Annotated in this window: 27 protein-coding genes, 1 tRNA gene and 1 pseudogene (1 of these 29 only partly in view); 13 read left to right on the forward strand and 16 right to left on the reverse strand. The window is 61.0% G+C overall.

Features of this window, described 5'->3' with window-relative positions; all coding sequences use genetic code 11:
* Together ACJ2A4_RS07580 and ACJ2A4_RS07585 are read right to left on the reverse strand one after the other, a co-directional pair.
* Positions 1-16, reverse strand: partial view of a DUF192 domain-containing protein gene (locus ACJ2A4_RS07580; protein ID WP_408874126.1) — the beginning only. 422 nt of this gene lie to the left of the window's left edge; 16 of the gene's 438 nt are visible here — the first part of the coding sequence; it begins with the start codon at positions 14-16; its stop codon lies beyond the left edge, outside the window.
* A gap of 54 nt (positions 17-70) precedes the next feature.
* Entirely contained in the window at positions 71-721 is a 651-nt protein-coding gene (locus tag ACJ2A4_RS07585; RefSeq protein ID WP_408872360.1) for an MBL fold metallo-hydrolase, read from the reverse strand.
* 150 nt (positions 722-871) lie between these two features.
* Here ACJ2A4_RS07585 and ACJ2A4_RS07590 point away from each other — a divergent pair, with 150 nt between their 5' ends.
* Positions 872-1,222: a RidA family protein gene (locus ACJ2A4_RS07590; RefSeq protein ID WP_011252711.1), complete on the forward strand. Its 351-nt coding sequence runs from the start codon at positions 872-874 to the stop codon at positions 1,220-1,222.
* Positions 1,223-1,394: 172 nt separating this feature from the next.
* Positions 1,395-2,111: a CHAP domain-containing protein gene (locus ACJ2A4_RS07595; RefSeq protein WP_408872361.1), complete on the forward strand. Its 717-nt coding sequence runs from the start codon at positions 1,395-1,397 to the stop codon at positions 2,109-2,111.
* Positions 2,112-2,131: 20 nt separating this feature from the next.
* Here ACJ2A4_RS07595 and ACJ2A4_RS07600 read toward each other — a convergent pair whose 3' ends face one another.
* The 7 genes from ACJ2A4_RS07600 to ACJ2A4_RS07630 all read right to left on the reverse strand — a co-directional run bounded on the left by ACJ2A4_RS07600 (position 2,132) and on the right by ACJ2A4_RS07630 (position 6,999).
* Entirely contained in the window at positions 2,132-2,590 is a 459-nt protein-coding gene (locus ACJ2A4_RS07600) for a 23S rRNA (pseudouridine(1915)-N(3))-methyltransferase RlmH (RefSeq protein ID WP_408872362.1), read from the reverse strand.
* Positions 2,591-3,043 carry a ribosome silencing factor gene (gene rsfS / locus ACJ2A4_RS07605; protein ID WP_024717179.1) on the reverse strand — a complete coding sequence of 151 codons (453 nt, stop codon included), beginning with the start codon at positions 3,041-3,043 and terminating at the stop codon, positions 2,591-2,593.
* A gap of 98 nt (positions 3,044-3,141) precedes the next feature.
* Positions 3,142-3,729: a nicotinate-nucleotide adenylyltransferase gene (locus tag ACJ2A4_RS07610; RefSeq protein ID WP_408872363.1), complete on the reverse strand. Its 588-nt coding sequence runs from the start codon at positions 3,727-3,729 to the stop codon at positions 3,142-3,144.
* A gap of 32 nt (positions 3,730-3,761) precedes the next feature.
* Entirely contained in the window at positions 3,762-5,018 is a 1,257-nt protein-coding gene (locus tag ACJ2A4_RS07615) for a glutamate-5-semialdehyde dehydrogenase (protein WP_408872364.1), read from the reverse strand.
* Positions 5,011-6,105 carry a redox-regulated ATPase YchF gene (gene ychF / locus ACJ2A4_RS07620; protein ID WP_408872365.1) on the reverse strand — a complete coding sequence of 365 codons (1,095 nt, stop codon included), beginning with the start codon at positions 6,103-6,105 and terminating at the stop codon, positions 5,011-5,013. Before ychF ends, ACJ2A4_RS07615 begins: the two co-directional genes overlap by 8 nt.
* A 124-nt stretch (positions 6,106-6,229) precedes the next feature.
* Positions 6,230-6,526 (reverse strand): transcriptional regulator, encoded by a 297-nt coding sequence (locus tag ACJ2A4_RS07625; RefSeq protein ID WP_062494584.1) that lies wholly within the window; start codon positions 6,524-6,526, stop codon positions 6,230-6,232.
* Positions 6,523-6,999, reverse strand: a complete 477-nt coding sequence (locus tag ACJ2A4_RS07630) for a hypothetical protein (RefSeq protein ID WP_408872366.1) — start codon at positions 6,997-6,999, stop codon at positions 6,523-6,525. The genes ACJ2A4_RS07625 and ACJ2A4_RS07630 overlap by 4 nt, the downstream gene beginning before the upstream one ends.
* Positions 7,000-7,063: 64 nt before the next feature.
* On the opposite strand from ACJ2A4_RS07630, the gene ACJ2A4_RS07635 reads away from it, so the two are divergent.
* Positions 7,064-7,861 carry a CPBP family intramembrane glutamic endopeptidase gene (locus ACJ2A4_RS07635; RefSeq protein ID WP_408872367.1) on the forward strand — a complete coding sequence of 266 codons (798 nt, stop codon included), beginning with the start codon at positions 7,064-7,066 and terminating at the stop codon, positions 7,859-7,861.
* Between the two features lie 46 nt (positions 7,862-7,907).
* On the opposite strand, the pseudogene pth reads toward ACJ2A4_RS07635, so the two are convergent.
* Together pth and ACJ2A4_RS07645 are read right to left on the reverse strand one after the other, a co-directional pair.
* Positions 7,908-8,398 (reverse strand): annotated as a pseudogene (gene pth, locus ACJ2A4_RS07640) (aminoacyl-tRNA hydrolase); the annotation flags it as partial.
* Between the two features lie 3 nt (positions 8,399-8,401).
* Positions 8,402-9,061, reverse strand: a complete 660-nt coding sequence (locus ACJ2A4_RS07645; protein WP_194259315.1) for a 50S ribosomal protein L25/general stress protein Ctc — start codon at positions 9,059-9,061, stop codon at positions 8,402-8,404.
* A gap of 185 nt (positions 9,062-9,246) precedes the next feature.
* On the opposite strand from ACJ2A4_RS07645, the gene ACJ2A4_RS07650 reads away from it, so the two are divergent.
* Positions 9,247-10,578, forward strand: a complete 1,332-nt coding sequence (locus tag ACJ2A4_RS07650; protein WP_408872368.1) for an MFS transporter — start codon at positions 9,247-9,249, stop codon at positions 10,576-10,578.
* 16 nt (positions 10,579-10,594) lie between these two features.
* Here ACJ2A4_RS07650 and ACJ2A4_RS07655 read toward each other — a convergent pair whose 3' ends face one another.
* Positions 10,595-11,470: an SDR family oxidoreductase gene (locus tag ACJ2A4_RS07655; protein ID WP_408872369.1), complete on the reverse strand. Its 876-nt coding sequence runs from the start codon at positions 11,468-11,470 to the stop codon at positions 10,595-10,597.
* 211 nt (positions 11,471-11,681) lie between these two features.
* Here ACJ2A4_RS07655 and ACJ2A4_RS07660 point away from each other — a divergent pair, with 211 nt between their 5' ends.
* The 3 genes from ACJ2A4_RS07660 to ACJ2A4_RS07670 all read left to right on the forward strand — a co-directional run bounded on the left by ACJ2A4_RS07660 (position 11,682) and on the right by ACJ2A4_RS07670 (position 15,093).
* Entirely contained in the window at positions 11,682-13,787 is a 2,106-nt protein-coding gene (locus ACJ2A4_RS07660; protein ID WP_408872370.1) for a catalase, read from the forward strand.
* Between the two features lie 130 nt (positions 13,788-13,917).
* Positions 13,918-14,826 (forward strand): acyltransferase family protein, encoded by a 909-nt coding sequence (locus tag ACJ2A4_RS07665; protein WP_408872371.1) that lies wholly within the window; start codon positions 13,918-13,920, stop codon positions 14,824-14,826.
* A 45-nt stretch (positions 14,827-14,871) separates the two neighbouring features.
* On the forward strand, positions 14,872-15,093 hold the full coding sequence (locus tag ACJ2A4_RS07670; protein ID WP_408872372.1) for a hypothetical protein: 222 nt from the start codon (positions 14,872-14,874) through the stop codon (positions 15,091-15,093).
* On the opposite strand, the gene pgeF is transcribed toward ACJ2A4_RS07670, so the two are convergent.
* Genes pgeF through rfaD form a run of 3 tightly spaced genes read right to left on the reverse strand, consistent with a single transcriptional unit; the run spans position 15,051 to position 17,636 of the window.
* Positions 15,051-15,830, reverse strand: coding sequence for a peptidoglycan editing factor PgeF (gene pgeF / locus ACJ2A4_RS07675; RefSeq protein WP_408872373.1), 780 nt, complete (start codon positions 15,828-15,830; stop codon positions 15,051-15,053). The genes ACJ2A4_RS07670 and pgeF overlap by 43 nt on opposite strands.
* Positions 15,823-16,644, reverse strand: a complete 822-nt coding sequence (gene lgt / locus ACJ2A4_RS07680; protein ID WP_408872374.1) for a prolipoprotein diacylglyceryl transferase — start codon at positions 16,642-16,644, stop codon at positions 15,823-15,825. Before lgt ends, pgeF begins: the two co-directional genes overlap by 8 nt.
* An 11-nt stretch (positions 16,645-16,655) precedes the next feature.
* Positions 16,656-17,636: an ADP-glyceromanno-heptose 6-epimerase gene (rfaD, locus tag ACJ2A4_RS07685; protein WP_408872375.1), complete on the reverse strand. Its 981-nt coding sequence runs from the start codon at positions 17,634-17,636 to the stop codon at positions 16,656-16,658.
* 81 nt (positions 17,637-17,717) lie between these two features.
* Here rfaD and ACJ2A4_RS07690 point away from each other — a divergent pair, with 81 nt between their 5' ends.
* The 5 genes from ACJ2A4_RS07690 (at position 17,718) to ACJ2A4_RS07710 (ending at position 20,434) form a co-directional block, all read left to right on the forward strand.
* Positions 17,718-18,008: an accessory factor UbiK family protein gene (locus ACJ2A4_RS07690; RefSeq protein WP_011252692.1), complete on the forward strand. Its 291-nt coding sequence runs from the start codon at positions 17,718-17,720 to the stop codon at positions 18,006-18,008.
* Between the two features lie 178 nt (positions 18,009-18,186).
* Positions 18,187-18,693 carry a YbjN domain-containing protein gene (locus tag ACJ2A4_RS07695; protein ID WP_408872376.1) on the forward strand — a complete coding sequence of 169 codons (507 nt, stop codon included), beginning with the start codon at positions 18,187-18,189 and terminating at the stop codon, positions 18,691-18,693.
* Positions 18,694-18,695: 2 nt separating this feature from the next.
* Positions 18,696-19,517 (forward strand): pyrroline-5-carboxylate reductase, encoded by an 822-nt coding sequence (gene proC, locus ACJ2A4_RS07700; protein WP_408872377.1) that lies wholly within the window; start codon positions 18,696-18,698, stop codon positions 19,515-19,517.
* An 80-nt stretch (positions 19,518-19,597) separates the two neighbouring features.
* A complete protein-coding gene (locus tag ACJ2A4_RS07705; protein WP_408872378.1) occupies positions 19,598-20,287 on the forward strand; it encodes a TetR family transcriptional regulator in 690 nt (229 codons plus the stop codon).
* 72 nt (positions 20,288-20,359) lie between these two features.
* Positions 20,360-20,434, forward strand: a tRNA-Gln gene (locus tag ACJ2A4_RS07710).
* Between the two features lie 8 nt (positions 20,435-20,442).
* On the opposite strand, the gene ACJ2A4_RS07715 is transcribed toward ACJ2A4_RS07710, so the two are convergent.
* Complete coding sequence (locus ACJ2A4_RS07715) at positions 20,443-20,712, reverse strand: HU family DNA-binding protein (RefSeq protein ID WP_194259326.1); 270 nt, start codon at positions 20,710-20,712, stop codon at positions 20,443-20,445.
* Between the two features lie 121 nt (positions 20,713-20,833).
* On the opposite strand from ACJ2A4_RS07715, the gene ACJ2A4_RS07720 reads away from it, so the two are divergent.
* Positions 20,834-21,590, forward strand: a protein-coding gene (locus ACJ2A4_RS07720; protein WP_275877879.1) for an IS5 family transposase whose coding sequence is annotated in 2 segments (ribosomal slippage) — positions 20,834-21,159 and positions 21,158-21,590 — 759 coding nt in all. Because the reading frame shifts where the segments join, the coding sequence is not laid out codon by codon here.
* Positions 21,591-21,600 lie beyond the last annotated feature (10 nt).

Consider the following 21,600-nt stretch of genomic DNA (forward strand, 5'->3'; position numbering starts at 1 on the left):
CAATGCCGGCACTCATTCCAAGCGCCGCCACCAGCGCACAGCATAAAACTCGCATGATATGACTTTCAGGTCAGGAGATCAGAAAAGGATTGGTCCGACGTTCTTCCCCGATGGTTGTCGGCATTCCATGCCCACACAGAACGACGGTCTCATCAGGCAGGCACAGAAGATGTTTGCGGATTCCGTCGATAAGCGCTCGTGAATCGCCGTAGGCAAAATCCGTCCGGCCGACAGTTCCCCGGAACAGTGTATCCCCGGCAAGGACACGACGGTTGCCGTGGTCGATGAAGACAACATGTCCGGGTGTATGACCGGGCACATGGGCCACGTACAGATCCTGCCCCAGCAGGTGCAGGACTTCGCCATCTTCCACAAAACGGTCGGGCGTGACGTTGTCCATGCCCGTCAGGCCGAAGGCAGCAGCCTGCTTCGTGATGCTTTGCAGCAGAAAATCATCCCGTCGATCAGGGCCTATGACCGGTACCGTCTGATCCTGCCGGGCTTCGAGAGCTTTCTTCAGGGCGGCCGCTCCGCCTGCATGATCCAGATGACCATGCGTCAGAAGGATGGCCTCTACGATCTGTTCATCCAGATGCTGGAGAATATCCTCAACATCGCCTCCCGGATCGACCACAACGGCACGGTTCTCATCATTAGAGAGAATGGTGCAGTTCTGCCGCAGGGGCGTTACCGGCACCCGCTTTGCATACAAAGGAGTCACAGCTCCTCCTTCCAGACGGTCCGTTATGATGTGGCGATACAGGGTCAGCCCCTGCGGGACAAGTCAAACACGGGATTAAGACCCCAGATCATTGACCCTCCTCCACAGGACGGTCACTCTCCCCGTTTCCCATCCACACGAGGTGTCATCATGAGCCGTATCATCCGCACAGAACCCAATGCCATTCTTTCCAAGGCCGTCGAGTATCATGGCTTCATCTTCACCCAGGGTGTCGTTGCGGCAGATCTTTCCAAAGGAATCGAAGAACAGACCAAAAGCGTCCTCGACCAGCTCGACGAAATTCTTGAAGTGCACGGCACCGACAAGACCCGGATCCTTCAGGCCCAGATCTGGGTGAAGGATATTGCAGACCGCACTGCTCTGAACACAGTCTGGTCTGCCTGGCTTCCGGAGAACATGGCTCCCGCACGTGCCTGCGTTCAGGCCGTCATGGCGGACCCGAAGATTCTCGTGGAAATCATGCTCACGACGACCAAGTGATCTGAATCAGCCGATTGTGGCGAGATTGCAGCAAAGTGTGGTGTCAAAAAGATTTTCTCTGGAAATGAAAATTTAACCCACAGGCTTGCATTCTGCTCTTGTCAGGGTTGCAGGAAGGTTGTTACCTCCCTGTAACCCGAACAACACACAACCAATCAGGATCCTAAAGATCGTGAAGCATAAAAGTTGCCGGAAAACCTTTTTCTCTGCTCTGGCGCTCTCCGCGATCGCATTCTTTTCGGGACAGGCTCAGGCCCGTCACAGTTCGGGTCATCACGGTCGGACGGTCTTCCACAGTCATCGTACGGCCAGCCATCATCATTCCTATGCTCACGTCATTCAGTGCGTCGCCTACGCCAAGACGGCTTCAGAAGTCGTTCTGCACGGCAATGCCCGTGACTGGTGGTACAATGCTGCTGGCGTCTATGCCCGTGGCTCCGCCCCTCAGGCCGGTTCGGTCCTGAATTTCCGTGCAATCCGCCGTATGCCGCTTGGCCATGTTGCCGTTGTGCGCTCGGTAGAAGACAGCCGGACCATCTATATTGACCAGTCGCACTGGGCTTCAAACGGCGTCGCACATAATGTTTGCGTCATTGATGTCTCTCCTAATAACGACTGGAGTGCCGTTCGGGTTGCACTCAACGATCGCAGCGGTCGACTGGGCAGCATCTATCCGACCTACGGCTTCATCTATCCGCATTCCGATAATGGTGACCGCAATCCGGCACCGCAGGTTGTTCTGGCACGTGCTTCGACCCCCGCGAGCTTCCATCATCGTGCAGTCCTGAGCGGCTCGAATCCGCTGAGCCATCCGATGAGCAACACAGAAGTCGCCGAAGCTCCGGACGATGCCTTCACTTCGGACGCTCCTGACCGTTCGATTCGCTGATAAAGCCTGACGACCGGGCTTCAGTCCGGTCGTGATTCCCTGTGATAGGGATGACCGGTATTGATGGCCTGAGCCCGGAACACCTGCTCGGCGATCAGAACCCTGACCAGCATATGCGGCCAGGTCAGTTTTCCAAGGGAAATCACGGAATCGGCCCGCTGGATCACGCTTGAATCCAGCCCTTCCGCACCACCGATCAGAAAATGAATCGGACGCCCCAATTCCTGCCAGCGGGACAGCATCTCCGCCAACCGCAGGCTGTCCGGTGTCTTGCCACCTTCATCCAGCGCCACGATCAGGGCATTGTCAGGACAGGCCCCCAGAAGAGCCGCGGCATCCTTGCGCTTCTGCTCTTGGACGCTGCCTTTTGACGGCGCGAGTTCCATCACCGTCAAAGCGGGCCTGATCCGGCCCGCATAACGCTCGAACAGTTCGCGCTCCGGCCCGGCTTTGAGCCGACCGATTGCGACCAGTTTCATTCAGTCCTGCTCTTCGTCCTGTCCGACAGCGACTTCGTCTTCGCTGCCATCCAGATCGGTGCCCCACATGCGCTCCAGACCATAAAGCTCGCGGCTTTCCGGCTTAAAGAGATGCACAACAACATCGCCGGCGTCGATCAGGACCCAGTCGCTGCCATTCGCACCTTCGATCAGGATGCGCTTGATGCCGATCTCATTGAGCTTCTTCTCGATGTGATGCGCCATCGCGGAAATCTGCCGGTCGGCAAGACCGGTCGCAATGACCATGCGATCAGCAAAATTCGCGCGACCGACCAGGTCCAGCACAACGATGTCTTCACCCTTGTCTTCATCCAGACTCGTGGTGATGACCGTCAGCATGCTGGTCAGAAGATCCGGCTGCACGGCTTCGCGCTTGACGGCCGTTTTCTTCGGTCCGGCAACTGCGGCCTTCTTGCGAGCCGTTCCCGGCACCTTGGCAGCCTCGGCCAGTGCCGCATCGGGGGAGCTGGTTTTCCGGCGCACAGGCTTTTTGGCCTGCGATTCGGGAGAGGTCGTCTTGGTGATGGTTTTTACTCCTGATCGGACTCCGGACGAAACTGGCCGGACTCACGCAACGCTGTAGCCGATATATCGTTCTGCGGCGCAGAAAGGAACGTCCATGCGTTGCCTTTTCGCTCCGCAAGCATGGGAGATTCGCGCGAAGGCCGTCTCTGATGCCGCAAAACAGAAGCCGCGGCCCCCTGCAGGGCTGGCGAAACACTGCCCGGACGCGGGAGCACAGCAATGGGAACCATCGCAGCCAACCGCCGCCAGCGCTTCCAGTGCGAAAGCTGCGCCAGCCCGTCCGCACCCATCAGCCACACGAAACGCACATGCGGAAAGCGCTGTTTCAGCAATCCAACCGTTTTTACGGTGAAGCGCTGCCCAAGCCGCGATTCGATATCCGTTGCAACGATTCGCCGTCCGTCTGCAAACCGCTCCGCAGAGGCAAGACGCACCCTGAACGGCGCCATGCCCTTGCGGGGCTTGAGCGGATTCCCGGGTGAGACCATGAGCCACACCTGATCCAGACGCAAAGCCCGCAAGGCCCGCCGCGCCAGCATGAGATGACCCGCATGCGCCGGGTTGAAAGACCCGCCCAGCAGGCCGATCCGCATGTTCCGGCCGTCCCCAGACGTCGGGATACTGATCAGCCCCGCACCTGCCCGGTGCCGATCACTTCGTACCGGTAGCATGTCAGCTGCTCGAGCCCCACCGGCCCCCGGGCATGCATCCGCCCCGTCGCAATGCCGATTTCCGCACCGAATCCGAACTCCCCACCGTCACAGAACTGCGTGGACGCATTCCACATTACCACCGCACTGTCCGTCCCGTTGAGGAACTCCGCCGCGGCCTCAGGATCTTCGGCGATAATGGCCTCGGTATGCGAACTTCCATGCCGCGCGATGTGATCCAGAGCATCCTCAACCCCGTCCACCACGGCAACCGAGAGCACAGCGTCCAGCCATTCCGTGTTGAAATCATCAGCGGAGGCTGCCGCAAGCGTCGGCACAATCGCACGCGCCCGGTCATCTGCCCGGAACGTACATCCCTTCGCGGCCAGATCTTCAACAAGCAAGGGCAGCAGAGTTGGTGCAATCGCCGCATCGATCAGCAGCGTCTCCGTCGCACCGCAGATCCCCGTCCGACGCATCTTCGCATCCAGCAGCATTTTCCGGGCCATGGCCGGATCAGCACTCGCATGGATGTAGGTGTGATTCAGACCGTCCGCATGCGCCAGAACCGGAACCCGAGCCTCGCGCTGCACGCGCTCCACAAGGGACTTGCCGCCACGCGGAATAATCAGGTCGATCTTTCCCGAAGCCTGCAGCATTGCCCCGACCAGAGCCCGGTCGGCAGACGGCAGGATCTGCACACAGGCCTCGTCCAGACCAGCAGTCCGCAATCCGTCTTCCATTGCTGCCTGAATGGCGCGCGCGGAATGAAGGCTTTCCCCGCCACCGCGCAAAATCACCGCATTGCCTGACTTGATGCATAGCGCGGCGGCATCAGCCCCAACATTGGGGCGGCTTTCATAGATCATGCCGATCACGCCAAGCGGTGTCGCGACCCGGCGGAAATGCAGCCCGTTCGGCCGGTCCCATTCCGCCAGAACACGTCCAACCGGATCCGGCAGACCTGCCACGTCTTCCAGACCGCGCGCCATCGCTTCGACCCGCTCTGGCGTCAGCGTCAGACGGTCCCGGAACGCCGCGTTCCGGTCTTCGGACAGCGCTGCCAGATCCTTCTGGTTGGCGGCCACGATCTCGTCCGACCGGGACCTGAGCGCTTTCGCAGCTTCGGACAGGGCATGATTGCGGGTTTCCGCGCTCGCTTGCGCCAGACTCCGGCTGGCCCGACGAGCATGCTCCGCCAGACCGTCCAGGATGTGCCCTGCCTCAGACATTGAACCGGAACAGCAGGACGTCACCATCCTGCACCACATATTCCTTGCCTTCGATCCGCAGCTTTCCGGCTTCCTTGGCCCCGGCCTCGCCGTTGCAGGCCACGTAATCATCGAAGGCCACGGTTTCGCAGGCAATGAACCCGCGTTCGAAGTCGTTATGAATGACGGCAGCGGCCTGCGGTGCCTTGGTCCCGGCCGTAATCGTCCAGGCGCGGGATTCCTTCGGTCCGACCGTGAAATATGTCCGCAGGCCCAGCAGCTTGTAGCCAGCCGCGATGACGCGATCCAGCCCGCTATCCGTCAGACCCAGACCTTCAAGGAATTCCGTCCGGTCTCCCTGCGGCAGCTGGCTGACTTCCGCCTCAATGGCAGCCGACACCACGACAACGCCTGCACCCTCGGCTTCGGCCCGCTTGCGCACGGCTTCCGAAAAGGCGTTTCCTGTCGCGGCAGAACCTTCCTCGACATTGCAGACATACAGAACCGGCTTCGTCGTCAGAAGCTGAAGACGGGAGGCCTCGGCTTCCTGTCCCTTCGGAACAGCCGTCCGGGCCGGCTTGCCGTCACGCAGCGCTGCCAGAAGCGGCTCCATCAGTTCAAGCTGGGCCTGAGCCTCACGATCATTACCACGGGCCCGCTTCTGCAGACCGATCTGGCGCTTCTCCAGGCTCTCCAGATCCGCAAGCATCAGTTCGGTCTCGATGATGTCCGCATCCCGAACCGGATCGACCCCACCTTCGACATGCGTGATGTCGTCGTCTTCGAAGCAGCGCAGGACGTGCACAATGGCATCGACTTCACGGATATTGGCCAGGAACTGGTTGCCCAGGCCTTCGCCCTTGGACGCACCACGGACCAAGCCCGCGATATCCACGAACTCAAGGCTGGTCGGGACCTTGCGGATGGACTTGCCGATCCGCGCCAGTTCATCCAGTCGTGGATCCGGAACAGCCACACGGCCCGTATTCGGCTCGATGGTGCAGAACGGGTAATTCGCAGCCTGTGCCGCTGCCGTTTCCGTCAGGGCATTGAACAGCGTGGACTTGCCGACATTGGGCAGACCAACGATGCCGCAATTGAAACCCATTCGTGCTCTCCATCATCATTGAAGACCGTCCAGACGCGAACGATCCGTTCCAGAAAATTCCGTTGCCCTGTGTTCGCAGAAACCGAGGAGGCTCACAACCACCTCCCGCCGCGAAACAGGCTTTTCAGCCCACGATTCCCGCCAGATCCTGCAAAGCCCGGACATGCGCCTTCAAAGCCGCACGCCCCTGCGCCGTCAGGACCAGCCAGGTCCGCTGCCGTCCCCCCAGAGGCGCCTTGCGCAAACGCACATAGCCCGCCTCCTGCATCTGGGCGAGATGCTTGGACAGAACCGAGTCACTCACCCCCAGCAGATCCCGCGCCCGCCCGAATTCCATGTCGTTCACTTCCGACAGGGCCGCAGCAAGCTGCAGACGCGCGGGAGGATGAATGACAGGATCGAATTGGGGAACAGCAGTCACAACGTCGCTGTCATATCAGCCCGCCAGGCCCTCTGCCAGAGCAGGCCTGCCCCGTAGCCGATCGCAAAACTGCCCAGCGTCGCAAGCCAGGGCAGCCACGCCAGATGCCACACCCGCGCACCAGCCCCCGACAGCGCCATCATCGCATAAACCGCCAGCATCATGCCGGTCGCGACCTTCCGTGTCCGGCCCCGACGATAGCCATTGACGAAATATCCCATCCGCCGCCGCGCAAGCGCATAGAAAATCCCCATCAACGCGATGCACAGCCCTTCCAGCAGGAAAATGAATGGCGGATCCAGGCTCATGGCGAATGTCAGCAGCGCCAGAAGGCCACCCATGACGGGCGCATTCCACCAGGGACAGACAAGCTCCACGCCAAGCTTTCCCCTGAAAGCGCCAAGGGCTTCCAGTTGCGCGCGCGCATCCTCATGGCTGGTCACGTCCACAGTCCCGACTCCATCCTGCTGCACGGTATTGACTTTCCAATATGGAAAATGATGATCTGACTTTCCATTATGGAAAGAGAACATCCTCATGACAATCCTGCACGGCACCCCGATTGCCGGAATCCTGCCTGTCCTCTGGCTCGCGCTTTTGCTGGTGACCTGCATTCACCAGACCCGCAGGGGCGCGCGGGACTGGCAGAGTTTCCGAACAGCCACGCAGGCCCGTGAGCGACGGCGCTTTTATCTAAAATGGCTGATCCAGAGCGTTCTTCTCTTTGATCTAGGCGGCGTTATGATCCTGGGGCTTCTGCCTGAGGGTCTGCGCTGGTTACCCGTGAGCCAGTTGCGCCTCTCCTCGCCTGCTCCGGCTGCCGGCACGGTGGCGCCCGAAACCTCGCCTGCCTTTTTCATTGGATTTGGCTGCGGGCTTCTGATTATCGCAGGATTTTTCGTTCTGCTTCGAAGGCTGAAGCGGGCTTGGCCTTTCAACCCACTGGGCGATTTTACCGCCCTGATCCCCCGGACATGGCCCGAAGCCGGACTGGCGTTTCTGCTGTGCCTGAATGCGGGTCTGGGCGAGGAGCTGTTTTTCCGGCTGGCCCTTCCCCTGCTCGCAGGTCAGCTCACCGGCAATCTGATCGCCGGAGCCGTGCTCTCAACGCTGCTATTCGGGGGAATGCACTGGTATCAGGGGGCCAAAGGCGTTCTGGCCACGACAGCGCTTGGCCTGATTCTCATGATCCGTGCCCTCAACGGAACACCGCTGATCTGGCTGATGGGATTTCACGCCCTGATGGATGTCGTCGCCCTATTCCTCAGACCGGCCCTGAGCGGCCATTTCAGCCGCAGTACCGTCAGGCAGCCAGCAGTGCGACCTTCGTCATGAAAGCTTCGTGTTCTTTTTTGGCCAGAAGAGGCGCGGCATCGGCCATGGCCTCAAGCCAGCGCTCGAGCTCCGGCTCTTCCGCCTTGGCGAAATTGCCCAGCACATGCCCGGTTACGCGATCCTTGTGGCCCGGATGACCGATCCCCATCCGCACACGCCAGTAATCCGGCCCCGGCAGACATTTATCCATAGAGCGCAGACCATTATGCCCGGCGGCACCACCGCCACGCTTGATGCGCAGCTTGCCGAAGGCAAGATCGAGTTCGTCGTGGAATACGGTGATATCGTCCTGCGCAATCTTGAAGAACTGCGCGGCCTGCTGAACGCTGTCGCCTGACCGGTTCATGTACGTCATCGGCTTGAGGAGCAGGATCTTCTGCCCCCCGATGACGCCTTCGGAGGTCTCCCCCGGAAACGCTTGCGCCACGGTGAGAAACCGTGGCGCCTGGCGATCTCGTCGACCGCCATGAAGCCGATATTGTGTCGATGACGGCTCATCCCCGGCTCGGGGTTGCCGAGACCGGTCCAGAGCCTCATCGATTACTTCTTCTTTGCGCCGGGCTTTGCAGCAGCGGCTTCGGCTTCAGCAGCAGCCTTGGCAGCAGCTTCGGCTTCCATTTCGGCATCGATCGTCGGTGCAGCGATGGAGGCGATGACCATGTCAGCAGCCTGGCCGCTTCCCAGAACAACGCCTTCGGTGCCCTTGAGGTCCGTCCAGCGCACGTTGTCGTGGATGTCCAGGCCGCTCAGATCTGCCGTGAAGTGCTCCGGAATGTTGGCCGGATCAGCCTGCACGTCGATGTAGTGACGGACGACGTTCAGAACGCCACCGCGCTTGATGCCCGGGGACTTCTCTTCGCCAACGAAAGCGATGGAGACTTCAACGTGCACCTTGGTGCCGGCAGCAACGCGCTGGAAGTCAACATGGATCGGGGCATCGGTGACCGGATGCAGCTGCACGTCACGGATCAGGGCTGCAACCGGCTCTGCGCCTTCGGCAGCCAGGTTGTACACGCGGGAGGACCAGCCACCGCGATGCAGTTCCTTCATGATCACGCGCGGATCAAGTGCGATGATGGAGGGTTCCTGCTTGCCACCGTAGATCACGGCCGGCACCAGGCCCTCACGTCTCGTTGCGCGCGCTGCCCCCTTACCAGCCTTCGCACGCGTCGAGACAGCAAGTGTCGTCAAATTAGCCACTGTTACGCTCCTGCGTATTGAATTTCACTCAACACAGACCTCCAGGGGTGCCTGTGCGAGGCGCGGAGTAGCGGAAAACCGCCACCCGCACAACCATTTTCGGACTCTGCCCCTCTGGACCTGCCCGTCTGCGGACCGCTACGCTTGCGTTTCATTTCCACAGTTTCCGGCAGATCCCCCACCCGATGAGCATCGCCGCCCGCATCGAACGCCTGCCCTTTACCCGCTTTCACTGGAAACTCCTGTTCCTCGGCGGACTCGGCTACACGTTCGACGGCCTCGATTCCGCAATCGTGGCCTTCGCGCTCCCGATGCTGAAAAGCCAGTGGCATCTGAGCGGCCCGGAACTCGGCCTGCTCGGCAGCGCCACTTACTTGGGCTACGGGCTCGGGGCCCTGCTCTCCGGCTGGTGGGGAGACCGCTCCGGCCGCCGCCGCGTCATGATGAGCGCCCTGGCCATCTACGCCATCGGCTCCCTGCTTTCCGCCGGATCCTCTTCCTTCGCGGGCTTTTTCCTTTGCCGCCTCCTCTCCGGAATTGGCGCCGGTGCGGAAGCCACCATCATCGCACCCTATCTCAGCGAATTCGTGGTCGCCCGCTATCGCGGCGCATTCACGGCCGCCCTCACAGGATTCTATTCCTTCGGCTATGTCACCGCCGCCATCATGGGTTTCATGCTCGTGCCCGTCATGGCGGATGGCTGGCGCTGGGCGCTGGCGCTCACGGGCTTCCCGGTCCTGATGCTTCTGTGGTGGCGCCGCGCCCTGCCCGAATCCCCCCGCTGGCTCGACGAGCGCGGCCAGACGGCCGAAGCCTGCCGCATCGTCGGCGACATCGAGGAAAGCGCCGGCCTTGCCGTCGGCCTGACCACGACGACCGACCGTGGCGCCCCAAGCATCCGTCCGGTCCGGGATCTCTTCGCTCCCAATCTGCGCCGTTCCACCTTCATGAGCTGGGCCATGTGGCTCGCCATCACTTTCAGTTTCTACGCGTTCTTCACCTGGATCCCGACCCTGATGATCGAACGCGGCATGACCGTCACCCGCAGCTTCGGCTACGCCATTTCGATCTATTTCGCCCAGCTTCCCGGCTATGCCTCCGCCGCCTTCCTCACTGATCGTCTGGGACGGCGCGGAACGGTGGCGCTGTTCATGGTCGCCGGAGCCATCAGCGCCATCGGCATGGCGACGAGCCAGACACCGATCGAAGTTCTGATCTTCGGCATCCTGCTGTCCTTCTTCATGAATGGCACTTTCGGCGGCATATACGCCTACACACCCGAGCTCTTTCCAACGTCCCTGCGGGCCCGCGGCATGGGTCTGGCCTCTGCCATCGCGCGTCTGGGCGCCATCGCATCGCCCGTCCTGATCGGCTGGCTGTATCCGCTTGCCGGTTTCCCCGGCGTCTTTGGCCTCACGACCCTGATCCTGCTGTCGGGTGCCACCGTCACGCTCGTCTTCGGGCCCAGAACGGAAAAACGCCCGCTCGATGACGAGCGGGCGTTCGCACAGACCTGAATTCGGGAGATCCGCGTCAGATCATCGGCACTCCACCATTGACCGCCAGAAGCGCGCCCGTGGTGTAGCTGTTCATCGGATCGGCAAAATAGACATAGGCCCCTGCCAGTTCAGCCGGCTGTCCCGGACGGCCCAGCGGTACATCCGAACCCAGATGCTCCTGCTCTTCCTCGGGCATTCCGGTTGCGATGAACGGCGTCCAGATCGGCCCCGGCATCACGGCATTGACCCGGATTCCCCGCCCGGCGAGCTGCTGCGCCATGCTGGACGTGAAGTTCGCAATCGCCGCCTTCGTCATGGAATACGGCACCAGCAGTTCCGGCGCCGTCTTCAGATTGACCGAAGACGTGTTGATGATGGAGGCGCCGGCCTGAAGATGCGGCAGAGCGGCCTTCGTCAGATGGAACAGCGCATCCGTATTCGTCGCAAAATGGCGCTTCCATTCGTCGTCGGAGATTTCTTCCAGCTTGGCGCGGGCCTTCTGGAAAGCTGCGTTGTTCACCAGCACGTCAAGACGCCCGAACGTCTCGACGGTCTTGCTGATCATCTCACGACAATGCGAGCCATCACGGATGTCTCCCGGCAGCAGCAGACAGTTCCGCCCCTCGGCCTTGATCTGTTCCCCGATGTCGCGTGCATCATCCGCTTCCGTCTCCAGATACGAAATCGCGACATCCGCGCCTTCACGGGCAAATGCCAGTGCGACCGCACGCCCGATCCCGGAATCGCCACCGGTAATGAGCGTCGCAAGTCCCTTAAGTTTTCCCGAGCCCTTGTAGGTCTCCTCCCCGTAATCGGGTTTCGGATGCATCTTTTCCGAAAGGCCAGGGAATTTCTGCGTCTGCCCCCTGAAAGGTGGGCGCGGATACCGGGTGCGAGGATCAGCAGGCATGAAAAAGCTCCTCAGGTCGTCAAAAGACAGAGTCCAGCCTTAACGGCGCGTCTTCTTCCCCGGTTCAGAAATTTTCCCAGATTTATTTCCGGAACATTTGCCGCTGCGCGCACTTTCTAGGGGCACGGCTTTCCAGCAGGAAAGACACTTCCTCACCACACTGTCCGGACACCCGCATGTCCGGAACCCACACGGCAGAGGCGCACTTCACATGAGCACGAACAAACGCACGACCGTCACAATTGGTGACCAGACCTTCGAACGTGGCCCGCAAGGCGCCACCCATCAGGTGGCCAAAGGCGATACACCGACCCTGACCACCCAGCAGGGTCTGGCTGTCTCCGACGACCAGAACACCGAGAAGGCTGGCGCACGTGGTCCGGCGCTTCTGGAAGACTTCCATTTCCGCGAAAAGATTTTCCACTTCGATCACGAGCGTATCCCCGAGCGTGTCGTCCATGCCCGTGGCTATGGCGCCCATGGCTTTTTTGAACTGACGGATTCTCTGGCCGATTACACGACGGCCAGTGTGCTGGGCAAAATCGGCAAGCGCGTTCCAGCCTTCGTCCGATTCTCGACCGTCGCCGGTGCCCGCGGTTCCTTCGACATCGCCCGTGACGTGCGTGGCTTCGCCGTGAAGCTCTATACCGAAGAAGGCAACTGGGACCTCGTTGGCAACAACATCCCGGTCTTCTTCATTCAGGACGCCATCAAGTTCCCGGACATGGTTCATGCCGTGAAGGAAGAGCCCGACAGCGGCTTCCCGCAGGCCCAGTCCGCCCATGACAATTTCTGGGACTTCGCGTCACTGTCGCCCGAGACCGTCCACATGCTCATGTGGATCATGTCCGACCGCGCCATTCCGCGCTCCTTCCGCTTCATGGAAGGCTTCGGTGTCCACACCTTCCGCCTCGTCAATGCCGAGGGCAAATCCACCTATGTGAAGTTCCACTGGAAGCCCAAACAGGGTCTGCAGTCCGTGGTGTGGAACGAAGCCGTGAAGATCAACGGCGCCGATCCGGACTTCCACCGTCGCGATCTGTGGGAATCCATCAATTCCGGCGATTTCCCGGAATGGGAACTCGGCGTGCAGCTCTTCGATGACGACTTCGCCGATAAATTCGACTTCGACATCCTGGACGCCACCAAGCTGATCCCGGAAGAACTTGTCCCCGTCCGCCGCATCGGCCGTCTGGTGCTGAACCGTACGGTGGACAACTTCTTCGCCGAAACCGAGCAGGTCGCCTTCTGCACCCAGAATGTCGTGCCCGGCATCGCCTTCACCAACGATCCTCTTCTGCAAGGCCGGAACTTCTCCTATCTGGACACCCAGACCAAGCGCCTCGGCGGTCCGAACTTCACGCATCTCCCCATAAACGCGCCGAAATGCCCGTTTCACAACTTCCAGCAGGACGGCCACATGGCCATGCACAACCCCAAAGGGCGTGCAAACTATGAGCCCAATTCCTGGGGCATGGGACCGCGTGAAAACCCGCAGACCGGCTACAAGCCCTATGCAGAGGAAGTGAACGGCCGGAAGACCCGTGAACGCGGCGAGTTGTTTGCCGATCACTATAGTCAGGCCCGCCAGTTCTATACCAGCCAGACCCCGACCGAGCAGACGCATATCAAGAATGCCTTCGTCTTCGAGCTCAGCAAGTGCCTCACCCCGGCCATCCGTGCCCGCGTCGTCGCGCATCTGCTGAACGTCGATGAAAAGCTGGCCAAGGGCGTGGCTGAAGGCCTGCGTCTGGAAAAGATGCCGGCTCCTGCTCCGGCGGCCCGCACGCCGCTGACGGATCTGCCGGCTTCGGACCCGCTCAGCATCCTCAAGAACGGCCCCAAGACGTTCAAGGGACGCAAACTGGGTGTGCTCGTTACTGATGGCACGGATGCGGACATGCTCGCTGCCCTGATGAAGGCCGCGGCAGCGGAAGGCACGATCGTCGAACTGGTCGCCCCGGCAGTTGGTGGCGTGAAAACGACAGACGGCAAGCTCGTCCCGGCCGGTCAGAAGATCGTTGGCGCACCTTCGGTCCTGTATGATGCGGTCGTCCTGCTCCCGTCCGCAGCAGGGGCAAAGCTCCTGACCGGCGAAGCCACCGCACGGGACTTCGTGGCCGACGCCTTCGCCCATGCGAAGTTCATCGGTTACGGCCCGGACGCCAAGCCCCTTCTGGCCAAGGGCGGCATCACGCCGGAAGACATGGATGACGGCATCATCCCGCTTGAGGCCCCAAGCGACCTCAAGACCTTCATCACCCTGTGCCGCAAACTGCGCTTCTGGGACCGGGAAGCCAGAACCCACGCTGTCTGAGACAGAACAGGGGCCGGAGACATTCTCCGGCCCTTTTTTATATCTGCCCCTCCCCACGCCATATTCCGAACGGAATCATGCCTGATTTCCATTACAGAAGCGTTCCGCTTTTGCAGGATGGGATTTCAGGATGCAGACAACATCAGGCGCGCAGCGCAATCCGGGGATCGACCTGCTCAGAGGATTATCCATCATCCTCGTCGTCATCCATCACCTTGCCCTGCGCATTCCCCTGATGCAGACCGGCCTCTCCGCCGTTTTTCCCACCATGCTGCTGAAAGCCCTGAACTGGGATGGCGGCAAGGGCGTGAAGATTTTCTTCGTCATTTCAGGCTTCCTGATTACCGATCACACACTGCGCCGCTGGGGCAGTCTGGGCGGCATCAACGTCTTCGCGTTCTCTGCACGCCGGGCCTGCCGCATCCTGCCATGCCTGCTGGTCCTGCTCGGGATTCTTGCCATTCTCAACCTCGCACGCGCGCCCGACTTCCTTTTCCATCACGACAGCCAGACCCTGCCCGGCGCCATCTTCGCAGCGCTGTTCATGCATCTGAACCTCTACGAAGCCCGGACGAACTATCTTCCCCCCAACTGGGATGTGCTGTGGTCTCTTTCGGTCGAGGAGCTGTTCTATGCGGCTTTTCCGATCCTCTGCCTGCTGGGCGGACGCGTTCCCAAACTGCCCGGTCTCGTTTTCGCGCTCTTCGCCCTGTCCAGCCCTTTCGCGGAATGGCAGATCCGGAACGCATCGGACATCTGGCAGGATGAAGCCTACGGACCAGGCATTTCTGCAATCGCCATAGGCGTCTGCGCGGCCCTTCTGGCGCACCGGATCCCCCCAGTTCTCTTTGCAAAGCTCACGCCCTGGCTCGGCTGGGCCGGAAGTCTCGGCGTTGGTCTCTATCTGGTCGACGGCCATGTCTTATGGCTGACCCTCGGCTACGCAACACCGCTGTTCTTCACAGCCTCATGCGCTGCCCTGCTTCTCGCTTTCCACAACGGATGGGGCAAGGCGACCGGAAGCGGGTTTTTGGCATGACCCCGCCAGTGGGGACGGCTGAGTTATGAAATCTATCTCAGCCACATGTTCGTCGTCATGCCGATGGTCCATCTGTTTAAGGCCACCGGAGAAAACTGGACGCTCGGCTGGATCTGGTTCATCCCGACCCTCGGCCTGTCCTTCTGCCTTGGCGCCCTCGTGGACCGATTTCTCTCACGCCCCGCCGCTCGCTGGCTGCTCGAAAAATCCGGCCTGCGCCGCCCTCAGCCCAGCGGGGAGGCCAGCGGGCGGATCGCCGAGATCTGATGCCCGATATGCCCACCACCCGCGAGCGTCCGCCGCCGATGGCTGAAAAACCGCGGGTCCGTCAGCGTATCCACACCAAGGATCTGTACGGTCCGAACGCCAGCCTGTTCCAGCCGGAAACCGCAATAGTCCGGCAGATCAAACAGGAAATGCCCCTCACGCGGCGCTGAACGAAAGAAAAGCTCTCCCTCGGTTCCATGAGCCAGAACAGCATCCCGCATATCCGGGCCGACTTCGTAGCTCTCAGGTGAAATGCACGGCCCGACAACGGCACTGATTCCTGTGGCACCCAGAGCCACCATCTGCGCGACCACGGATTCCAGAATCCCGCCCCCAGCCCCGCGCCAGCCCGCATGGGCCGCTCCAACAATCCGTCCGTCCTCGGAAGAGAGCAGAACAGGCCCACAATCCGCCGTAATGACACCCACGCCGACCTCCGGACGATCCGTCACCAGTGCATCACCTTCCTGCCCGGTCCCGGCCACCCAGAGCGGTGTTTCAGCCGTCACAGGCACGGTGATGTCACTATGCGTCTGTTTCAGACCCAACAGATGATCCGGCGTCACCCCGATCGCCCGCGCCACCCGCGCCCGGTTCTTCGCCACATTCGCCGGATCGTCCTGCGAGGACAGCGAGCAATTCAGGCTGTCATACGGTGCCGGCGAAACGCCCCCAAGCCGCGTGAAAAACCCGTGCGGAACCTTGAGAACCGATCCCGTCAGCACAGCCTCAGACATGCGCCGACACCTGAGCCGGACGACGCATCGCGTAAACCATCAGCCCCACCCCCGCGAGCGCCATCGGAATACACAGCAGCTGCCCCATCGTCGTGCCCCCGGACAGGAACCCGATATTCGCATCCGGCTGCCGGAAGAACTCGCAGAAGCTCCGCGCACAGGCATAGCCCAACAGAAACAGCCCCGACAGGAACCCGAACCGCTCGCGAACCTGCGGACGGCTGGCGGCAAACAGCATCACGCACAGCAGCAGGACACCTTCGGTCAGGGCCTCATAAAGCTCGGACGGATGCCGCGGAATCGGACCGCCCGTCGGGAAGATCATCGCCCAGGGCAGATCCGGAGACGCCGGACGCCCCCACAGCTCCCCGTTCACGAAATTCGCACAGCGCCCCAGGCCAAGCCCGATCGGCACAACCGGCACGATGCGGTCTGCAAACGCCAGAAAGCTGAGCCGCGTCTTCCAGCTGAAATAGGCCAGCGCCAGAATGACGCCTAGCGCACCGCCATGGAACGACATCCCGCCATCCCAGGTCTTGAAGATCTCGAGCGGGTGCGACAGGTAATCCATCGGCCGGTAAAACAGCACATAGCCCAGCCGTCCCCCCAGCAGCACACCGAGAATGGCGTGGAACAGGAAGTCATCCACCTGCTCGTTCGTCGCCACTTCCGGCGCCAGACGGTTCAGCCGCCGCGCAATCGGCAGCGCGATGATGAACGACACCATATAGGCGAGCGCATACCAGCGCACCGCCAGCGGACCGATATGGAAGGCAACCGGATCGAAATCCGGAAAGATCAGGGGATGGCTCAAGGAATTGGTTCTCAGAGATTGGGGTGAGGCTGGGAGAGATACTCGCGCACATACTGCCCGATACCGTCTTCAAGAGACGTAAACGGCGCATCATATCCCGCAGCGCGCAGGCGGCTCATATCCGCACAGGTGAAGGACTGGTACTGCCCGCGCAGCTTCTCAGGCATGTCCACGAATTCGACATCCCGCGCCCGCTTTACCGCATCGCAGACCGCATGCGCCAGATCGAGATAACTCCGCGCCACGCCGGTACCGCAGTTGAACAGACCGCTGACCTCCGGATGGTCGAACAGCCACAGCATGACGTTCACCACGTCCCCGACCCAGATGAAATCCCGCTTCTGCTGCCCATCAGCCAGACCAGGCACATCCGAACGGAACAGCTTTGCAGCATGGCCCTGCACGACCTCATCATACTTGACCTTCACCACAGAGATCATCGATCCCTTGTGATACTCGTTCGGCCCATAGACGTTGAAGAACTTGAGCCCGGCCCATTGCGGCGGCACCGGTGCACCAGCTTCGATTTCCCGCTTCACCCATAGATCGAACGCCTGCTTGGACCAGCCATACAGATTAAGCGGCCGCAGCCCGTCGATATTCTCCAGCCCGTCACGGAACCTCTCCGGCCGGTCCGCGGCGCCATAAGTCGCGGCCGAGGAGGCGTAAATCACCCGCACACCCCGTGCCGCACACCAGCGCCACAGCGTCTGCGACAGGTCCACATTGCTCGACCAGACCAGATCGCCATCCCGCGCCGTGGTGGCGCTGATCGCCCCCATGTGGAACACAGCTTCGACATCCGGCTCCGATGCGAGGAAACCCTCAAGCGCGTCAGGCGTGATGATGCGATCCGGCGCATGGGACGCCAGATTCCGCCACTTCACCCCGTCCCTGAGCCGGTCAACCACAACCGTCCGCAAGCCCCGGCGACGCAGGGCTGCATGAAGGCACGAACCAATGAATCCGGCCCCGCCGGTGACGATAATCATCCTTCCTGTATAGTCTGTCCCCGATAACGATCCAAGCGACGCGCCCGACATGGCACGCCGCAGAACAGCAGGAACTTCATCATGGCTGACAGACCCCGCTTTTTCGACGACCTCGCAGGCCTTGCCGGCAACGCCTTTTCCGCCGTGACCGGCGCCCGCGAAGAGCTTCACGCCATCGTCCGCACCCGCGTGGACGAAATCCTCAACAGCCTCGACCTCGTCCGCCGCGACGAATTCGACGCCGTGCAGGAAATGGCCACCCGCGCCCGCATGGCACAGGACGCCACCGAACAGCGTCTGGCCGAAATCGAATCGCGCCTCTCCGCTGTCGAGGAACTCGCGACCGAAGAGAAGGGCGGCCCGCAGGGCTGATCTGCAACAGTCATCAGGGCCGGTGTGACTTTTGCAACGCGTAATGCTTGCACACCGCGCAAAGGGCCCATAACGTGATTGATGTCGGGAGGGGATTTTCCACTTCCGGCCGCAGACATCTGGAGCGCCGCACCGGCGCCAGGCCGGTGCCAGGCTCCACGGCCTTGGGAGACCCGCCATGCCTGCCCTGAGCACCTCACTCACCACGGAAACAGAATCCCATCCGCTCGACCTGATGGAACAGGTCATGGGCCTCTATGAATGGGAGTTCGAACGGCTCGGCCCGTCCGAAATGGCCGCCCAGGCCCCCGGACAGTGGTGCGACTATTCGCTGTATTTCACATGGTCCGACGAACTCTCGGCCCTGCATCTCAACTGCATCCTGGACCTGCGCTCGCCCGCCAAGCGCCGTCCGGCCGTCCATGAACTCGTTTCCCTGGCCAATAACCGCCTCTGGATCGGCCATTTCGCCGTCGATCCCGACACCGGCACCCCTTCTTACCGACATACGCTGCTGATGCGTGGCGTGCAGACTCTTCCCGGCGAAAGCATGGAAGACCTTGTGGACATCGCCATGTCCGAATGCGAACGGTTCTATCCGGCGTTCCAGTTTGCACTCTGGGGCGGAAAATCGCCGCAGGACGCCATAGACGCCGCCATGCTCGACTGCGCAGGAGACGCCTGACCGTGCCATCCGTCCCTTCGGTTCTTCTCGCAGGGTGCGGAAAGATGGGAGGCGCGCTGTTTGACGGCTGGCTCGCCTCCCCCACACCGCCCCGGCTCGTCGTTCTCGACCGACACCGAACCTGCTCGGGCGATGCTGTCAGCGTCGTCCGTACGGCTGCTGAAATCCCCGCTGATTTCCAACCTGACATCATCGTTCTTGCAGTCAAGCCAGCCGTAGCCGAGATCGTGATTGATGCGATCGGCAAAGCTCTGGGCGCCCGCATGAACAACGCCGCAATTCTTTCCGTCATGGCCGGGCGAACCTGCAAATCCCTTGCGGACGCCGCCCGGCTGAACGGCGCGGACGTTCCGGTCCTCCGTGCCATGCCCAACACGCCTTCCGCCATCGGCGCCGGGATCAGCGGCCTCTATGCCTCGGACACGGCCACGGCAGAACAGAAGACCATCTGTCACGATCTGCTGTTTGCCGTCGGAGATGTCGTTCCTGTGGAAAAGGAAGCCGATCTGTCCGTCGTCACAGCCATTTCCGGTTCAGGCCCGGCCTATGTCTTCCTTCTGGCCGAGCTTCTCGAAAAGGCCGGTCAGCAGCACGGCCTGTCCCCCACTGTTGCGCGCCGTCTGGCCCGTGGAACGATTTATGGGGCCGGCCGCATGCTGGATGACATGCCTGACAGCGCGGAAGACCTTCGCAAGGCCGTCACCAGCCCCAACGGCACCACAGCCGCGGCTCTGGCGGTCCTCATGAAATCCGATGCCTGGCCGGAGACTGTTCCAAAAGCTATTGACGCTGCGACAAAACGGGCCGACGAACTCGCAGGCTGACAGTTTCTTTATGGGAGAGAGCTTGTCGGCGAACGTCAATGCTCCCACCATAGACCAGTAGCTTTCGACAGGAGACCCGTATGGACGGACGGCAGGACCCCTTTGATTCGGACGATATGGCACTGAGCGGCCCGCCGGACATGGCGCAGGAAGCCTTCGACGCCGCCCTCCTCCAGTCTGCCCTGTCGCTTGCCGGAAGCGAGGGATGGCACCGCTTTTCCCTCGTGGATGCGGCCCGCGAAGCCGGGCTCCCTGTCGAGACCGTGCGCAAGCGCTATCCCGTCAAGGCGCTTCTCCTGCTCCAGCTGGGCCGTCTGGCCGATGCCAGTGCCCTGCGTGACGACGGTGACGGCGGCACGCTGCGCGAATATCTCTTCGACCTGATCATGCGCCGTTTCGATATTTTCCAGGAATATCGTGAAGGCGTCCGAGCCGTTCTGCAGGCCGTGCCCTATGATCCTGCCCTTGCCGCTTTTCTGGCCGGAACCACCCTTGATTCCATGAAGTGGCTGGCGGAAGCCGCAGGGATCGACTGCACGGGCTTTGGTGGCGTGATGCGCATCAATGCGCTGGCCGCAGTCTGGGCCCACGCCATGCGGGCCTGGGAAAAGGACGAAAGCCCTGACCTTGCTGCGACCATGGCGGCCCTCGACACCGCACTGGACCGTGCCGAGCGTTACGGGATTCTCAAACCCTCCGCCCGACGCAAGATGAACGAGGCCCTGAACAATACCGGCCTGCCCGATCACGATCTGGAACTGGAATCCTGACTTCGGACTTTACGAAGGCCTCCGGTTCAGATTAGAAGGCCCAGAGCCTGCGCTTCTGGGAAGCGCAGCGATTGGGGTGTAGCCAAGCGGTAAGGCAGCGGATTTTGATTCCGCCATGCGGAGGTTCGAATCCTCCCACCCCAGCCATTTCCCTTTCAGACAGCCTGCTTCAGCCCCGGACTGGCCTTGAATCTCACGGTACGCCCGGCGGAAACTTCCACAGGTTCGCCCGTACGCGGATTGACGGCCTGCCGCGCCTTGGTCTCACAGACCGTGAAGGTTCCGAAGGATGGCAGGGTAAAGCCACCCTCTTCCCGCAGCTCCTCGATAATGGCCTCAATCATGTCATTGACGGCCTTTTGGGCAACAACTCCTGTACAGTTCATCGAATCTTGAAGAACTGCGGCAAGAAAAGCTTTGCTCATGAATAAAACTCCGGATTTACTCAGTGCAGGTCGCATCTTGCCGGTACAGAAATGCCGCTAGGCTCAGGACCCATTGATATGATTGCGGAAATCTGATTCAGCCTCTGTGAGGAGACTGAAGATGAGTGACCTGTATTGGTTGACGGAGGAGCAGATGGATCGTCTGCGGCCCTTTTTCCCGAAGAGCCATGGCAAACCTCGCGTTGATGATCGTCGTGTGTTGAGCGGGATCATTTTCGTGAACAGAAATGGTCTGCGCTGGCGTGATGCGCCCCGGGAATACGGTCCACACAAGACGCTCTACAACCGCTGGAAGCGCTGGAGCGCTATGGGGGTATTCATCCGCATGATGGAGGGACTGGCTACTGGCAAGGCAGAGCCTCAGACAATCATGATTGATGCGACCTATCTCAAGGCACATCGCACGGCTTCGAGCCTGCGGTTAAAAAGGGGGCTCAGGCCGTTTGATCGGGCGGACCAAAGGCGGGATGAATACGAAGCTGCATGCTGTCACCGACCGGAACGGACGTCCGCTCGACTTCTTCATGACAGCAGGTCAGATCAGTGATTATACTGGTGCCGCTGCCCTTCTGGACAGTCTGCCACCAGCCGAATGGATGCTGGCAGACCGGGGCTATGACGCTGACTGGTTCAGAGAGGCCCTGGAGGAGAAAGGGATCAAACCCTGTATTCCTGGTCGAAAATCTCGTGCAAAACCGGTCAAATACGACAAACGGAAATACAAAAGACGCCACCGTATCGAGATCATGTTCGGCAGGCTCAAGGACTGGAGACGGGTCGCAACACGCTATGACAGATGCCCGACCGTCTTCTTCTCGGCAGTCTGCCTCGCCGCAACCGTCTTGTTCTGGCTATGAGTCCTGAGCC

Source organism: Gluconobacter roseus, from assembly GCF_046058915.1.
Lineage (GTDB): Bacteria > Pseudomonadota > Alphaproteobacteria > Acetobacterales > Acetobacteraceae > Gluconobacter > Gluconobacter roseus_A.

What these genes read in the sequence shown, in the direction of transcription:
- ACJ2A4_RS07590 (WP_011252711.1), top strand. Translation starts at nt 872, where the DNA reads ATGAGCCGTATCATCCGCACAGAACCCAATGCCATTCTTTCCAAGGCC.
- ACJ2A4_RS07600 (WP_408872362.1), bottom strand. Translation starts at nt 2,590, where the DNA reads ATGAAACTGGTCGCAATCGGTCGGCTCAAAGCCGGGCCGGAGCGCGAA.
- ACJ2A4_RS07610 (WP_408872363.1), bottom strand. Translation starts at nt 3,729, where the DNA reads ATGCGGATCGGCCTGCTGGGCGGGTCTTTCAACCCGGCGCATGCGGGT.
- ACJ2A4_RS07615 (WP_408872364.1), bottom strand. Translation starts at nt 5,018, where the DNA reads ATGTCTGAGGCAGGGCACATCCTGGACGGTCTGGCGGAGCATGCTCGT.
- ychF (WP_408872365.1), bottom strand. Translation starts at nt 6,105, where the DNA reads ATGGGTTTCAATTGCGGCATCGTTGGTCTGCCCAATGTCGGCAAGTCC.
- ACJ2A4_RS07635 (WP_408872367.1), top strand. Translation starts at nt 7,064, where the DNA reads ATGACAATCCTGCACGGCACCCCGATTGCCGGAATCCTGCCTGTCCTC.
- ACJ2A4_RS07650 (WP_408872368.1), top strand. Translation starts at nt 9,247, where the DNA reads ATGAGCATCGCCGCCCGCATCGAACGCCTGCCCTTTACCCGCTTTCAC.
- ACJ2A4_RS07655 (WP_408872369.1), bottom strand. Translation starts at nt 11,470, where the DNA reads ATGCCTGCTGATCCTCGCACCCGGTATCCGCGCCCACCTTTCAGGGGG.
- ACJ2A4_RS07660 (WP_408872370.1), top strand. Translation starts at nt 11,682, where the DNA reads ATGAGCACGAACAAACGCACGACCGTCACAATTGGTGACCAGACCTTC.
- ACJ2A4_RS07665 (WP_408872371.1), top strand. Translation starts at nt 13,918, where the DNA reads ATGCAGACAACATCAGGCGCGCAGCGCAATCCGGGGATCGACCTGCTC.
- ACJ2A4_RS07670 (WP_408872372.1), top strand. Translation starts at nt 14,872, where the DNA reads ATGTTCGTCGTCATGCCGATGGTCCATCTGTTTAAGGCCACCGGAGAA.
- pgeF (WP_408872373.1), bottom strand. Translation starts at nt 15,830, where the DNA reads ATGTCTGAGGCTGTGCTGACGGGATCGGTTCTCAAGGTTCCGCACGGG.
- rfaD (WP_408872375.1), bottom strand. Translation starts at nt 17,636, where the DNA reads ATGATTATCGTCACCGGCGGGGCCGGATTCATTGGTTCGTGCCTTCAT.
- ACJ2A4_RS07690 (WP_011252692.1), top strand. Translation starts at nt 17,718, where the DNA reads ATGGCTGACAGACCCCGCTTTTTCGACGACCTCGCAGGCCTTGCCGGC.
- ACJ2A4_RS07695 (WP_408872376.1), top strand. Translation starts at nt 18,187, where the DNA reads ATGCCTGCCCTGAGCACCTCACTCACCACGGAAACAGAATCCCATCCG.
- ACJ2A4_RS07705 (WP_408872378.1), top strand. Translation starts at nt 19,598, where the DNA reads ATGGACGGACGGCAGGACCCCTTTGATTCGGACGATATGGCACTGAGC.
- ACJ2A4_RS07715 (WP_194259326.1), bottom strand. Translation starts at nt 20,712, where the DNA reads ATGAGCAAAGCTTTTCTTGCCGCAGTTCTTCAAGATTCGATGAACTGT.